Raw genomic sequence first — 12,536 nt, forward strand, 5'->3', positions numbered from 1 at the left:
GGGTTACCGGGTAAGGAGGTCGCGGAGGGACTTGGCGACGTCTGCGGGTGATTCTTCGGCCATGAAGTGGCCCGTGGTGACGGTGGAGTGGTGGAGGTCGGGAGACCAGGCCCTCCAGAGGGCGGCGGCGTCGAAGCCGAGGGCGGAACCCCAGTCCTGCTGGAGAACGGTCACCGGCATCTGCAACTGGTTGCCCGAGGCACGGTCTGCCTGGTCGTGCTCGACGTCGATCCCCGCGGAGGCGCGGTAGTCGGCGACGATCGACGGTACGGCGTTGCGGCAGGCCTCCAGGTAGGCGGCGCGGATGTCGGCCGGGATCGCCTGCGGGTCGTTCGTCCAGAGGTCGAGGAAGTAGCCGAAGAACAGGTCCGGGCTCGCGGCGATCAACTGCTCGGGCAGACCGGCCGGCTGGGCCATCAGGTAGAGGTGGAAGGCAACGGACGCGGTGACGCCGTGGAGCGCGTCCCACATGTCCAGCGTCGGCAGCACGTCCAGACTGGCGAGGTGGGTGATCGCGTCCGGGTGGTCGAGCCCGGCCCGGAAGGCGACCAGTGCGCCGCGATCATGCCCGGCCAGGGCGAACCGCTCGTGCCCCAACGCTCGGGCGAGGGTGACGACATCGGCCGCCATGGTGCGCTTGGAGTAGACGCTGCCGTCGGTCTCGGCGGGCTTGTCGCTGCCGCCGTAGCCGCGCAGGTCCGGACAGATCACGGTGTGGTCGGCGGCCAGGTCGGCAGCGACGTGCCGCCACATCAGGTGCGTCTGCGGGAAGCCGTGCAGCAGCACGATCGGGCTGCCCGTGCCGCCGACGGCCGCGCGCAGGGAGACTCCGTCCGCGACGCTGACGCGCTGGTAGTCGAAGCCGGGGATCGTCGGTGCCATGGTGTTCGGTTTCCTTTTCGTCGGGGTCACCTCAGAGCCTGCCGCGCGCCGATGAGCATCCGATGAGCACGGCGATACCGTGACCCGGGAGACCGCGGAGAGAGGTGATCACGGGGTGCAGGTCGAGTTCGGAGTACTCGGGCCGGTGACGGCCTGGGCGGCCGACGGCAGCGCGATCGCCTTGAAGGGGCCGCAGCACCGCGCGGTACTCGCACGGCTGATCGTCGCCCGCGGCCGCGTCGTACCGCTCGAGGTCCTGGTCGACGACCTCTGGGTCAGCCCGCCGGCCGGAGCAGTGAGCGCGGTCCGCACGTTTGTGTCCGCACTTCGCCGCGCGCTGGAACCCGACCGACCAGCCCGTACTCCGGCCGCGCTGCTGGTCACCGAAGGCCCGGGCTATGCGTTGCGGGCCAAACCGTGGGAGGTGGACTCCTGGCGCTTCGAGCAGGTGATGGAGGCGACGGCCAAGATGCCGCCGCGGGACGCACTCAACCGGCTGCAAGAGGCTTTGGCCTGGTGGCGGGGACCCGCGTATGCCGAGTTCGCGGACGCGCCGTGGACCCACGCGGAGCGGTCCCGCCTGGCGGAGGTCCGCCTGCTCGCGGTCGAACGGCAAGCCGAGGCGAGGCTGGCGCTGGGTCTCGCGGCTGAGGCGATACCGGACCTGGACGCGCATGTGGCCGAGCACCCGTGGCGCGAGGACGCCTGGCGCCTGCTGGCACTCGCCCTGTATCGCTCAGACCGCCAGGGCGACGCGCTCGCGGTACTGCGGAGGGCGCGGGCGTTGCTCGTCGAGCAGTTGGGGGTGGACCCCGGCCAGGCACTCCGCCGACTGGAGGCGGACATCCTCAACCAGGCGGATCACCTCGATCCGGGAACTGGTGGAACCGCCGGTCAGGTCTGGGCGCAGGCGACGGCGGCGTACGACCGGGCGGTCGCGTCTGGCGCCCGCGCGCGGCTGGAGTCGACCATCGGGCTGCTGCGCAATCTCGCGGTGACGGGTGGCGGCGGCTTGGAGGCGGCTCGCGAGCACCGCCTGGCAGCCGTCAAAGCAGCGGAGGAACTGGGCGATGTCGAACTCACCCCTCGCGTCATCGGCGCCTACGACGTCCCGGCCATCTGGACCCGCTCGGACGACCAGAACCACGCCAACCAACTCGTCGCAGCGGCTGAGCGCGCTCTGGCCGCGCTCCCGGGCGACGGTCATGAGGCCGCCCGCTCCCGCCTGCTGGCCACCATCGCCATCGAGTCCCGTGGTGTGAGCGCGGAGCGTGGTGGTGAGGCGGCTCGGGGGGCCGTGCGGTTGGCCCGGCGGTTGGAGGACCCGGCACTGCTGGCGTTCGCGCTGAACGGGTTGTTCATGCAGACCTTCCACCGCGCGGGGCTCGCGCCCGAGCGGGATGCGATCGGCGCGGACTTGATCGCGCTGTCCGCCCGGCACGCACTGGTCACCTACGAGGTCCTCGGCCACCTCGTCCGCCTTCAGGCCCGCAGTGCTGCGGGGGACTTCGCCGGCGCCGACGAGCACGCCGCGGCGGCCGACCGGCTCGCGGAGCGGCATGAGCTTCCACTGGTCGGCGTTTTCACCCGGTGGTACCGCGCGCTCCGCCTCGCCGTGTTCGACCAGCTCGGCGCGGAGGCGGCGTACCGGGAGGCCGCGGTACTGCTGGATGGCTCTGGGATGCCGGGGCTGGAGCGGGGTCTCCTGCCGCTCGCGCTGCTGTCCCTGAACGGGTCACCCGCAGGCGACGACTGGGGGCCGTACGAGCCGTGGGTGCGGCCGCTGGCGCTCCTGGCCGAGGGTCGTCGCGCCGAGGCCGAGGTGGCTCTGGAAGAGACTCCGGATCCACCTGGAGATCTGTTGCTCGAGGCAATGTGGTGTCTGACCGCCCGGGCGGCGATTGCGCTAGGCAACCGTCGGGTCATGCAGCGGGCCTCGGCCGCTCTAGAGCCTGCGGCAACGGAACTCGCAGGCGCCGGTAGCGGCTTAGTTGCCTTCGGCCCGGTATCGCGACAGCTCGACGAGCTGGCCCTCGCACTGCGCTGAGACGGCAGCGCTTTCCCCGGCGACGACTACGAACTGCACGTCGTTTACTGAGCAGGCAACAACTTGACGCTCTGAGAGCGACCCCCGGACCGGCCGCGGCCTGATCACCCAGGGCCGGTCCGGCCATGTCCGGGAAGGCTGGTGAAGGATGTCAAGAACCGTCCGGAGGCTCCGACCTACTCCTGACAGATGCCTCTCTGGACAGTAAGGACAACCCCATGAGCGACAACCTTCAGGACCGGGTCCAGCACGCAATCGACGAGTTGGTCGCGTCCGGGGCCGAGATCGGCCTGCAGGTCGCGGTCTACCACCGGGGCGAACTCGTCGTCGACGCCGTCGCGGGTGCGGCTGACCGGGATACGGGCCGGCCGGTCACCTCGGACACGCTCTTCTACGCCGCCTCCACCGGCAAGGCAGCCACCGCGACCGTGGCGAACGTGCTGGTCGACCGCGGCGTCCTCGAGTACGACGCGCCCATCGCGGACGTCTGGCCGGAGTTCGCCGCGCACGGCAAGGACAAGGCCACCCTGCGGCACGTGCTGACCCACTCCATCGGACTGCCCGCGATCCCGCTGACCACCACGATCGAGGACCTGACGAACTGGACCACGATGACCGAGGCGCTGGCGGACTCGGAGCTGTGGTGGGAGCCGGGCACCAAGATGACGTACCACGCCCAGACCTTCGGCTTCCTGGTCGGCGAACTGGTACGCCGGGCCACCGGCAAGCCGATCTCCCAGGTCCTCCGCGAGGAGATCACCGAACCCCTCGGCATCGCGGACGAGGTGTACTTCGGCGTACCGGCGAGCGAGTTGCCCCGGGTCGCCACGCTGCACGAGGCCGACGGGATCGAGGAGATGATGGCGATGGTAGGTCAGCTGTTCGCCAAGGTCGCCCCGGCCGCGGTGATGCCGACCGCCGACTTCGCCAACCGCCCGGACGTGCTGATGGCGGACCTACCCTCCGGCGGCACGCTGTCCGCCCGCGGCATCGCGAAGCTGTACGCCGCGCTGCTCGGCGAGGTGGACGGGGTTCGGTTGGTCGGCCCGGAGCGGTTCGCGCAGATCTCCAGCCCGGCGCTGGTCGCGAACGACGAGTTCATGGGCAACCCGGCCACCTGGGCCCTCGGCTACCCGATCGGCCGGCTCGGCTCCACCGCCGAGGAGACCCCGACGGTCTTCGGCATCCCCGGCATGGGTGGCAGCGCCGCCTGGGCCGACCACGCCACCGGCACCACCTTCGCCCTCACCAAGAACCACTTCAACCCGACCCAGGCCGACGCCGCCATCCAGCTCGGCGCCCTGGTAGCCGAATCCACCGCCAAGTAGAACCTGGCGCGAAGCAGTCCAACCGCGTGCGCGGGGGTCAGGGGGTGCGGACGGACTGCTGGTCTACCCAGACGAGGTGGCCGTGGTGGCTGACGAGGACCTCGCCGCTGCGGCGGGCGAGGGCTTGACCGGCGATCCAGCGGCCGCCGATGTGGACCTGGACGGCTTCCGGCCGCGTCGTCTCCGGTCGCGGGGAAGTGGCAACAGGCATGGCACCAGCATTCTGAACAGGGGCGGCAGCGGATTTGCGGCGTCGTACTGCAGGTTTGGTGTGGTGATGCAGATCGGCCATAGTCGTCCTCGGCAGAGACCGCAGTCGTCGGCGCATCCAACGCCGGCTGGCTGCTCAACCAAAGGCCACCCTACAACCGGTGACCAGTGCTGACCCAGCGGTATCTCGAACTGTCCGATCCTCGGAAATGGATCCCCGCCGGAGCCCCTTTCTTCACCCCCTGAACCACAACCGTTAACCCCAGACCCCTTGCAGACTTGACGGTTTGGGCTTGGCGGTTCGAGGTCTGATCGGCGGGTACCGGGACCCGAACGAGCAGCTTCCTCGCGAATGACCTACCGATCGCATCCTCGACCGGACAACAACTTTCGAACCGCCTGTCTGTCATTCAGTTGTAGACGGGGACCTGCTGGAGGGCCCAGCCGTTGCCGTCGGGGTCTTCGAAGAAGACGAAGCTGCCCCAGGGCATCTCCTGGACCTCGGTGACCTCGACACCGCGCCCGACCAGCTCCGCGCGGGCGGCCGCCACATCGGCCACCACGATCTGCAGACCGCGAACGGAGCCCGGCTCCGCCTGCGGCATCCCGGTTCCGATGGCAATCGAACAGGCTGAGCCCGGCGGGGTCAGCTGGACGAACCGGAGTTCGTCGGTGACCTTGTGGTCGTGGTCGGCGTTGAAGCCGATCTTCTCGGTGTAGAACGCCTTCGCCCGGTCCACGTCCGACACCGGCACCGACACCAGCTCGAGCTTCCAGTCCATAGTTCCCCTCCAGGAGTTCGCCTCCCCGCAACCTAACCCGCCACAGTGCCACCAGAAGCCAACGCCCACCACCCCCAGAAGCCCTGCGAATCCGCCAGCGGTACCGGTGGAACCCTGTGCGGTTGCTTGGCGTGATGGTCCGTGGGTACCGGGGCGGCATGGCAGTGAACAGCCGGCACGCGACGGCTTGGATCATGGGACGGAGCAAATGAGTAGCAACAAGGCAGTGAAACTCGCCTACCGCCCGGTCGGCCTGATCTCCGGCATCGCCGGCGGCCTGGTCGCGGGCGCGATCTTCAAGCAGGTCTGGCGCCGGATCAGCGACAAGGACGACGCCCCCGACGCGCTGCAGTCCGAGTACCCCTGGCGCGAGGTCCTGCTGGCCGCCGCACTGCAAGGAGCCGTGTACGCCGTCGTCAAGGCGGCGGTCGACCGCGGCGGCGCCAAGGCCTTCGAACGCTGGACCGGCGAATGGCCGGGCAACTGACACCCACAGAACCACAGCGACACCCCCAGCCTGATCCCCGGCCACTCCACCCCCTCCGGCCGGGGATCAGTCCGTCCGGGCGCATGAAACGGCACTTCAGGGGCACTTGAAGGATGCAAGTACTGGTTGCCCAAGGCCTCGGCGTTGAGCAGACAGCGCCGGGGTCGCACCGGTATCAGCCGGGCGGTTCAAGGGTGACATCAGGTCTGCGGGTCTCGTCGAGCAGGTCGTCCACCATCGCCTGAGCACTCAGCCCGCGCAGCGCGATCAGCAGCGCGTCGTTTCCGCGCCGCCAGACCACCCCGGCTCGTTCGAAGCCGGATCGCCGCAGCAGGGCGAGGTGCCACTCCTCCGGTTCGAGCAGATCACCGGACCAATGCGCGAACACCTCGCGCCTCACCTCCCACCAACCCTCGTACCGCGGATCGGCGTAGGCGCGCTCGTACCACTCGTCACAGCTCTCCACCCCGGCCGCGAAGGTCTCCCGCAGGTAGTCCGCGTGCAACCCGTCCGCCGCGTCCCGCAGTACGGGGTCGGCCAACGGTAGGTGGTCCGCGTTGGCGAACAACCCGCCAGGCCGGAGTAACCGCGCGACGCCGGCATAGACCCCGGACAGCGCGCACGGCGGCAACCAGTGCATCGCCGTCGCAGTCAGTACTGCGTCGAACTCTCCGCCGAGGTCCTTCCACCAGTCGGCCTCGGCGAGTTGCCGCGTCACCACCTCGACCCGCGCATCCCCCGCGAAGGCGTCGCGAGCCAGTTCCAGCAGCAACGGATCGATGTCGAGGGCAACTACCCCGGCCGAGGGGAACCGGTCGAGCACCCTGCGCGTGATCGACCCCGGGCCACAGGCCAGGTCGACAACCCGCAAACGCGAAGCCGCCAAGGAGGATTCACTCAAGCGCTCGATGTAATCCAGCATCAGCGAGAAGCGGAGCTCGCGATCAGGCGCATGAACACTCTGCTGCTGTTCCCAGCTGGACCGGAGCTCCCCGGGCGATGTCGTCATGGAATCACGTTCCGCGCACTCAGGCCTCGACGTCCAAGACAGAGTCGCACTACGGTCACAACTTCTGGTTATCACCGCAGGTGGGGAAGGTCCTGAAAGGCATGGACGTCGATTTACGGTTGGTGCGGTACTTCCTGGTGATGGCGGAGGAACTGCACTTCACCGCAGCAGCGCGCAGGCTCTACGTGTCACAGCCGGCGCTCAGCAACCAGATCCGTCGGCTGGAGACGCAACTCGGAGCCCAGCTCTTCAACCGGTCGCCCCGCGGTGTGACCCTGACCGCGGCAGGCGCCGCTTTCCTGCCGCACGCCCAGGGTGCGCTCGCCGCGATCAGGTCGGGTGTCGCCGAGGCGACCGCCGCGGCCGGTCGGGACCAGGTGCTCCGCATCGACGTCCTGCACACGGACCTGGTCACGCCACGCGCGGTGCTCGCCCGGCTCCGGGAGCGGCTGCCCGGGTTCCGCCTCGAGGTCAGCAGCCGCGGCAGCCGCGATCAGGAGAAGCGCCTGCTCACCGGCGAGCTCGACCTCGCCCTGTGCGGCTCCACGGCCGCCTGCCCGGACGGTGTCATGCAGCGGCTCATCCGCCGCGAGGCTCTGGGAGTCGCGCTGCCGAGGAACCACCCGCTCGCGACGTCGGACGCGGTCGCAGTGCGGGAGTTGACGAACGAGACGCACTATCTTCCGCGCGACGACTTCGCTCCCGAGTGGAACGAGTTCATCCTGGCTTGCTGCCGTACTGCGGGATTCGCGCCGCGGCGGCACCCCGCGAGCACGGACGGGACGAGCTCCGCGCTGGAGCTCGTGCGAGCCGGCGAGTGCGTCGCGCTCGGGTTGCTTTCCACGCCTTCCCCCGACGGGGTCGTGGTCAAACCTCTCGCGGCCGGCGTCCCGCCGTACGGGTGGTCGCTGCGCTGGCGTGACTCTTCGCGGGTTCCCCCCGCCGCCCTGGCCGCGCTCCGTTCGCTCGACTAGCGGTGCCTGGCCGCGTCGCCATAACCCGATTGCCCCGCGCCATGACACCCACGCCAGCCCCACACTCGGCGGTCAGCGGCGAAGCCTCCCTGGTGCTCCGGGGGTTCGCTGCCTCCTCGGGGGCTTACCCCACTGCTCTGACAGTGGGCGAACCCCCACAGCACGGGCCGAGCACACTCTGCGGCTGCGCGGGCGAGGTTTCGCGTCCTCCGGGGTCCACTGGTGCTCTGGGGGTTCGCTGCCTCCTCTGGGGCCGAGCACACTCTGCGGCTCCGCGGGCGTGGTTTCGCGTCCTCCGGGGGTCCACTGGTGCTCTGGGGGTTCGCTGCCTCCTCGGGGGGTTACCCCACTGCTCTGACAGTGGGCGAACCCCCACAGCACGGGCCGAGCACACTCTGCGGCTGCGCGGGCGAGGTTTCGCGCCCTCCGGGGGTCACTGGTGCTCTGGGGGGTTCGCCGCCTCCTCTGGGGGTTACCCCACTGCTCTGGGGGTTACCCCACTGCTCTGACAGTGGGCGAACCCCCACAGCACTGGCGGAGCACACTCTGCGGCTGCGCGGGCGAGGTTTCGCGCCCTCCGTGGTCCGCTAGCGTGCGTGGGTCGGATGTTGTTTTGAGTGATTGCGGTGGTCAGGTGCGACGCAGGGCACTAGCTCCGCCCTGCGTCACGAGGACCTCGGGTCCTCCGAGTTTGCTTCAGGTGCGTTACGGACAGTCGCGACGCCGGATACCGGACTGCACATGGTTGGCGGTCTTGGTCAACCAGGGCAGTGTTTCCGGCGCGTTTCGTCCCCCCGAGTTCGTCTCGTTCGGAGGTCGGATGTATAACTTCGCAATCCATGGGGTAGGAATGACCTCACAGATATTGACCGCGGTCCAGACATGTGCCGCGCCGTGACTAACAGTCGCGAGGTCAAGAATCATGGTTACCGTACTTGCACGCACCACCGTCGACGAGCAGACTGCAGCAACCGATCCGAAGCAGCGCCGCGACCAAGCCACCCGCTCCCTTCTCGAGCGGCGAGCCGGCAGCACAGACGAAACCCTCCGGCAGTCTCTGCTGGAGCAGGCGATCGAGCTCAACCTCGGCATCGCCCACAGCATCGCAAGCCGGTTCCGCGGCCGCGGGGTCGAAGCCGACGACCTTGACCAGGTCGCCTACCTCGGGTTGCTCAAAGCGGCCCGGAGCTACCGCCCCGACACGGAGACGCCGTTCCTGGCGTACGCCGTACCGACCATCCGCGGTGAGGTGAAACGGTACTTCCGCGACTGCTCCTGGACCGTTCGCATCCCGCGCAGACTGCAGGAACTGCAGGGTTCGATCGCCTCCGTGCGCCCGCAACTGGTGCAGGATCTGCAGCGCGATCCCACCCTCGAGGAGCTCGCCGCGGAGCTCGGCACCACCGTGTCCGAGGTCGAGGCCGCGATCGCCGCGGACGGCTGCTTCTCCGTGCTGTCGCTGGACCGTCCCGTCGACGGTGAGTCGACCGCCAGCCTGGCCGACACGATCGCGGACGAGGAGGACAGCGCGTTCGAGCATTCCGAGGCGGTCGCCGTGCTCGAGCCGGTGCTGAACGAGCTCGCCCCGCGCGAACGAAGGATCCTCGAACTGCGCTTCGTCGAGGGCCACACCCAGGCCGACATCGGCGCCGAGATCGGCGTCAGCCAGATGCAGGTCTCCCGCCTGCTGCGCGGCATTCTCGACCGCCTGCGCGACCAGATCGAGCCCCCCGCCGCTGCCGCAGCCTGATCCCCTCCCGATCAGCCCGGTAGCGCCCTCCCCCGCGGTGGTTCGCCGTAAGCTTGACTTGGCGGACCACCAGCGGAGGAGCAGGCATTAGTGTCCCGTAAGCGATGTAGCTTGAACGATAGCGGTGTCCAGGTGGGTGCATCGCGGTGCTTGAACAGTGGCCTCGATGCGGAGCATCGTGGGCGCTGGGCAAGCGCCGCGAGGTGCGTGCCTGGACACCGATAACGTCAAGTTACAGCGCTTACGGGACACTAGATGCCAACGGCACCGATCTTTGTGGTTCAGCTGCACGACGCGCGGAGGCTGCACTACGACGTCCGGCTCGAGGTGGACGGCGTGCTGAAGTCGTGGGCGGTGCCGCGCGGGCCGTCGCTGGACCCGACCGTCAAGAGACTGGCGGTCCCGACCGGCGACCACTCGATCGAGTACGCCGAGTACGAGGGCGTCATCGCCGGCAGCGTGTACGGCAGTGGCGCGGTGATCGTCTGGGACGCCGGCGTCTACCAGAACCAGACCAGGGACAAGCGGGGCAAGCCGGTGTCGCCGGCCGACGCGATCGAGGGCGGCCATTTCCGGTTCCGGTTGCAGGGTGTCAAGCTGAGCGGCTCCTGGGCCTTCACTCGCACCGGACGTGACGGCGACTGGCTGCTGGTGAAGGTCCGCGACGACGCCGCGAATCCCTCGCTCGACCTCACCAGCGCCGAACCACAGTCGATCCTCAGCGGCCTCACCATCGAGGAGATGGCTGCCACGAAGGACTGATCGGTCAGGCCAGGCCGAGCCGGATCAGGGCTGTCACCGCGATGCCGGCCGCGACCGCGAGCAGCATCGGCACCTTGACCAGGAACAGACCTCCCGCAGCACCGACTCCGACCAACTGGGTCCAGTCGAGTTCACTCCAGCCCTCACCCCCGAGCTCGGTGACGATCAGCCCCGCCAGCAGCACCGGCGCCGTCAAGGCGGTCATCCTGATCGCCGTCGGCGGCAACTTGCGCTTGCCGATCGCCAGCGGTGCACTCGCCTTCATCAACCAGCTGATCACCGTCACGGCCAGCACCGAGAGCCACAACTTCATGCCGTCTCACCATCCTCTGGGAGTACGCCGAGCAGCGCGGCGGCGGTTGCTCCGAGCAGCGCATAACCAGGGCTGGTCACGAAGAGCAGAACCCCGGCGATGGCTCCGCCGAGCAAGCCTGCGACGAGTGCGCGCCTGGACCGCCTGAGCTCGTCCAGCGCCAGCAGCAGGAAGAACGCCGGGAACGCGACGTCGATCCCCAACTTGTGCATGAGATCCGGCGAGGGCGAGGTCAGGGCGCCGATCGCGGTACCGCTCACCCAGAGCAGCCACTGCGGCACGCTCGCACCGATCAGCCGAGCCACGTCGAAGCCACCATCGTTGCGATGGGCAACGACAAACGACGCGTCCACCAGAGCTTGCGCCTGGAGCGCCCGGGACAACCGACTGCCCTGCAGGCTGTTGTTCAGGGCCACGCTCATCACCAGGTACCGGGCGTTGATCAGCGTCGCAGACGTGATCGCGGCCAGCGCGGTGCCACTGGCCAGCGTGGTCAGCAGGGTGAACTGGGCTGACCCGGAGAACGCGAACATCGAGAAGAGCACCGGCAGCGCGAATCCCCAGCCGCGCGCCTGTGCCTCGGCTCCGAAGCTGAGAGCGAGCACGAAGGCAGCGCTGCCGGGCCCGATGCCCAGCCGCATCCCGTCGATGAACTCCGCTCTCCTGTCGCCGGAGGCGGCTCCGCCGAACATGCTGGACGCCGCCCGGCTCATGACTGCACCGCGCGGACCCGCTGGTAGTGGCGCTTGGCTCTGGCCCGGTTGCCGCAATCCCGCGAACTGCACCAGCGCCGCGAGCCGTTCTTGCTGCGATCCATGAACAGCCAGCCACAGTCGTCGTCCTGGCACTCGCGGAGCCGGCTGAGGTCCTCATGCTCCAGCAACCTCGCCGCTGACAGCGCCAGCGTCGCGGGCAGGTCGTCCGTCGTCCAATCGAGAGGCCGAACCCCCGTCGGCTTCGCCTGGGACAACGCATCAACCAGCAAGTCCTGCAAGGCTTCTAGGTCGACCTCTGCGGGCTCCTCGCCTCGCGCCAATGGGAGAACAACCAGGTACGCCGTCTCCCGCACCCTGGTGACGTCTTCCAGCTTCGTGTTCCTGGGCGCGCTCAGCCCGACCGCCGAACACCAGTCATCCAAGGCCGCCGGGGTGGACAGCAGGTCGATCCACCGGGAGTCGTCGAGCCGCCACGAGACCGTGTTCAGCAGGTCCAGCAGCAACTGTCCGCCGATCAGTTCGGGCTGGTAGCCCATCGGGCATCACCTCACCACTAACAAGCTAAAGCTGTTTTGCCCGTTAGGCAACGCCGGGGCGCGCCTGAATCCCGGGACTCACCAACCGTCGAGGTGAAGTACCTCGTCGACAGGCTGGCGTGCGGCCGGCTTGAAGGTGTCGCCGGTGTAGTAGGCGGTCGGGATCAGCACGGACTGCCGGATGTCCTCAGGCAGCCCGAGCAACTCCGAGATCTCCTGCTCATAGGTCAGGTGCAGGGTGGTCCATGCCGTGCCCAGGCCGCGTGCCCGCGCCGCGAGGCAGTAGCTCCACGCGGACGGGAGGATCGAGCCCCAGGTGCCGGCCTGGTTGACCGCGCCCAGCGACCTCACCTGCAGGCACGGGATGACCAGGACCGGCACCTCGCGCATCCGCTCACCCAGGTACTCGACACTCGTCCCGACCCGCTGCTGGACCGGCGCCCGCTCGGGGTCGTCGGCGTACAGGCGGCCGGCCGCACCCGAGGACTTCAGGTACGCCGCGACCGAGCGGCCGTAGTACTCACCGATCGCCGCCCGCTTCTCCTGGTCCGTGATCACCAGCCAGTGCCACGTCTGCCGGTTGCTGCCGGAGGGCGCCTGGAGTGCGATCTCGATGCACTCGCGGATCAGCTCCTGCGGCACCGGCCGCTCGAGATCGAGCCGTTTGCGGACGGTCCTGGTGGTGGTGAGCAGTTCGTCAGGGGTCAGGTCGAGTGTCGTCACCCGGGTAGTCTGTCAGG

The 12,536-nt window shown here is 68.9% G+C and carries 14 protein-coding genes; 6 read left to right on the top strand and 8 right to left on the bottom strand.

Annotation, left to right across the window (positions count from 1 at the left end; translation table 11 throughout):
- Positions 1-3 precede the first annotated feature (3 nt).
- The gene (locus EV644_RS17600; RefSeq protein WP_132189337.1) at positions 4-882 is read right to left on the bottom strand and encodes an alpha/beta fold hydrolase; all 879 of its coding nucleotides are present in this window, start codon (positions 880-882) and stop codon (positions 4-6) included.
- A gap of 115 nt (positions 883-997) precedes the next feature.
- Between EV644_RS17600 and EV644_RS17605 the strand changes: the two genes are divergently transcribed.
- On the top strand, positions 998-2,929 hold the full coding sequence (locus EV644_RS17605; protein ID WP_132189338.1) for an AfsR/SARP family transcriptional regulator: 1,932 nt from the start codon (positions 998-1,000) through the stop codon (positions 2,927-2,929).
- A gap of 218 nt (positions 2,930-3,147) precedes the next feature.
- Complete coding sequence (locus tag EV644_RS17610) at positions 3,148-4,257, top strand: serine hydrolase domain-containing protein (RefSeq protein ID WP_132189339.1); 1,110 nt, start codon at positions 3,148-3,150, stop codon at positions 4,255-4,257.
- A 37-nt stretch (positions 4,258-4,294) separates the two neighbouring features.
- Here the strand turns inward: EV644_RS17610 and EV644_RS17615 are convergent, their stop codons facing one another.
- A complete protein-coding gene (locus tag EV644_RS17615) occupies positions 4,295-4,468 on the bottom strand; it encodes a hypothetical protein (protein ID WP_241998296.1) in 174 nt (57 codons plus the stop codon).
- A 409-nt stretch (positions 4,469-4,877) separates the two neighbouring features.
- The gene (locus tag EV644_RS17620) at positions 4,878-5,249 is read right to left on the bottom strand and encodes a glyoxalase superfamily protein (RefSeq protein ID WP_132189341.1); all 372 of its coding nucleotides are present in this window, start codon (positions 5,247-5,249) and stop codon (positions 4,878-4,880) included.
- 208 nt (positions 5,250-5,457) lie between these two features.
- On the opposite strand from EV644_RS17620, the gene EV644_RS17625 reads away from it, so the two are divergent.
- Complete coding sequence (locus EV644_RS17625) at positions 5,458-5,736, top strand: DUF4235 domain-containing protein (protein ID WP_132189342.1); 279 nt, start codon at positions 5,458-5,460, stop codon at positions 5,734-5,736.
- A gap of 175 nt (positions 5,737-5,911) precedes the next feature.
- Here the strand turns inward: EV644_RS17625 and EV644_RS17630 are convergent, their stop codons facing one another.
- A complete protein-coding gene (locus EV644_RS17630) occupies positions 5,912-6,745 on the bottom strand; it encodes a class I SAM-dependent methyltransferase (protein WP_132189343.1) in 834 nt (277 codons plus the stop codon).
- 101 nt (positions 6,746-6,846) lie between these two features.
- Between EV644_RS17630 and EV644_RS17635 the strand changes: the two genes are divergently transcribed.
- The 3 genes from EV644_RS17635 (at position 6,847) to EV644_RS17645 (ending at position 10,231) form a co-directional block, all read left to right on the top strand.
- A complete protein-coding gene (locus tag EV644_RS17635) occupies positions 6,847-7,719 on the top strand; it encodes a LysR family transcriptional regulator (protein ID WP_132189344.1) in 873 nt (290 codons plus the stop codon).
- 922 nt (positions 7,720-8,641) lie between these two features.
- On the top strand, positions 8,642-9,469 hold the full coding sequence (locus EV644_RS17640) for a SigB/SigF/SigG family RNA polymerase sigma factor (protein WP_132189345.1): 828 nt from the start codon (positions 8,642-8,644) through the stop codon (positions 9,467-9,469).
- A gap of 255 nt (positions 9,470-9,724) precedes the next feature.
- On the top strand, positions 9,725-10,231 hold the full coding sequence (locus tag EV644_RS17645; RefSeq protein ID WP_132189346.1) for a DNA polymerase ligase N-terminal domain-containing protein: 507 nt from the start codon (positions 9,725-9,727) through the stop codon (positions 10,229-10,231).
- Positions 10,232-10,235: 4 nt separating this feature from the next.
- Here the strand turns inward: EV644_RS17645 and EV644_RS17650 are convergent, their stop codons facing one another.
- The 4 genes from EV644_RS17650 to EV644_RS17665 form a co-directional block, all read right to left on the bottom strand.
- Complete coding sequence (locus tag EV644_RS17650; RefSeq protein WP_132189347.1) at positions 10,236-10,544, bottom strand: AzlD domain-containing protein; 309 nt, start codon at positions 10,542-10,544, stop codon at positions 10,236-10,238.
- Positions 10,541-11,257, bottom strand: a complete 717-nt coding sequence (locus tag EV644_RS17655) for an AzlC family ABC transporter permease (protein ID WP_132189348.1) — start codon at positions 11,255-11,257, stop codon at positions 10,541-10,543. The genes EV644_RS17650 and EV644_RS17655 overlap by 4 nt, the downstream gene beginning before the upstream one ends.
- On the bottom strand, positions 11,254-11,796 hold the full coding sequence (locus tag EV644_RS17660) for a CGNR zinc finger domain-containing protein (RefSeq protein WP_132189349.1): 543 nt from the start codon (positions 11,794-11,796) through the stop codon (positions 11,254-11,256). Before EV644_RS17660 ends, EV644_RS17655 begins: the two co-directional genes overlap by 4 nt.
- Before the next feature lie 78 nt (positions 11,797-11,874).
- On the bottom strand, positions 11,875-12,519 hold the full coding sequence (locus EV644_RS17665) for a nitroreductase family protein (protein ID WP_132189350.1): 645 nt from the start codon (positions 12,517-12,519) through the stop codon (positions 11,875-11,877).
- Between the last annotated feature and the right edge of the window lie 17 nt (positions 12,520-12,536).

This window comes from Kribbella orskensis (genome assembly GCF_004342085.1).
Lineage (GTDB): Bacteria > Actinomycetota > Actinomycetes > Propionibacteriales > Kribbellaceae > Kribbella > Kribbella orskensis.

Bases quoted from the DNA above. Each gene is read 5' to 3' on its own strand.
- EV644_RS17600 (WP_132189337.1), bottom strand. From the start codon at position 882: ATGGCACCGACGATCCCCGGCTTCGACTACCAGCGCGTCAGCGTCGCG.
- EV644_RS17610 (WP_132189339.1), top strand. From the start codon at position 3,148: ATGAGCGACAACCTTCAGGACCGGGTCCAGCACGCAATCGACGAGTTG.
- EV644_RS17615 (WP_241998296.1), bottom strand. From the start codon at position 4,468: ATGCCTGTTGCCACTTCCCCGCGACCGGAGACGACGCGGCCGGAAGCC.
- EV644_RS17620 (WP_132189341.1), bottom strand. From the start codon at position 5,249: ATGGACTGGAAGCTCGAGCTGGTGTCGGTGCCGGTGTCGGACGTGGAC.
- EV644_RS17625 (WP_132189342.1), top strand. From the start codon at position 5,458: ATGAGTAGCAACAAGGCAGTGAAACTCGCCTACCGCCCGGTCGGCCTG.
- EV644_RS17630 (WP_132189343.1), bottom strand. From the start codon at position 6,745: ATGACGACATCGCCCGGGGAGCTCCGGTCCAGCTGGGAACAGCAGCAG.
- EV644_RS17635 (WP_132189344.1), top strand. From the start codon at position 6,847: ATGGACGTCGATTTACGGTTGGTGCGGTACTTCCTGGTGATGGCGGAG.
- EV644_RS17640 (WP_132189345.1), top strand. From the start codon at position 8,642: ATGGTTACCGTACTTGCACGCACCACCGTCGACGAGCAGACTGCAGCA.
- EV644_RS17645 (WP_132189346.1), top strand. From the start codon at position 9,725: ATGCCAACGGCACCGATCTTTGTGGTTCAGCTGCACGACGCGCGGAGG.
- EV644_RS17650 (WP_132189347.1), bottom strand. From the start codon at position 10,544: ATGAAGTTGTGGCTCTCGGTGCTGGCCGTGACGGTGATCAGCTGGTTG.
- EV644_RS17655 (WP_132189348.1), bottom strand. From the start codon at position 11,257: ATGAGCCGGGCGGCGTCCAGCATGTTCGGCGGAGCCGCCTCCGGCGAC.
- EV644_RS17660 (WP_132189349.1), bottom strand. From the start codon at position 11,796: ATGGGCTACCAGCCCGAACTGATCGGCGGACAGTTGCTGCTGGACCTG.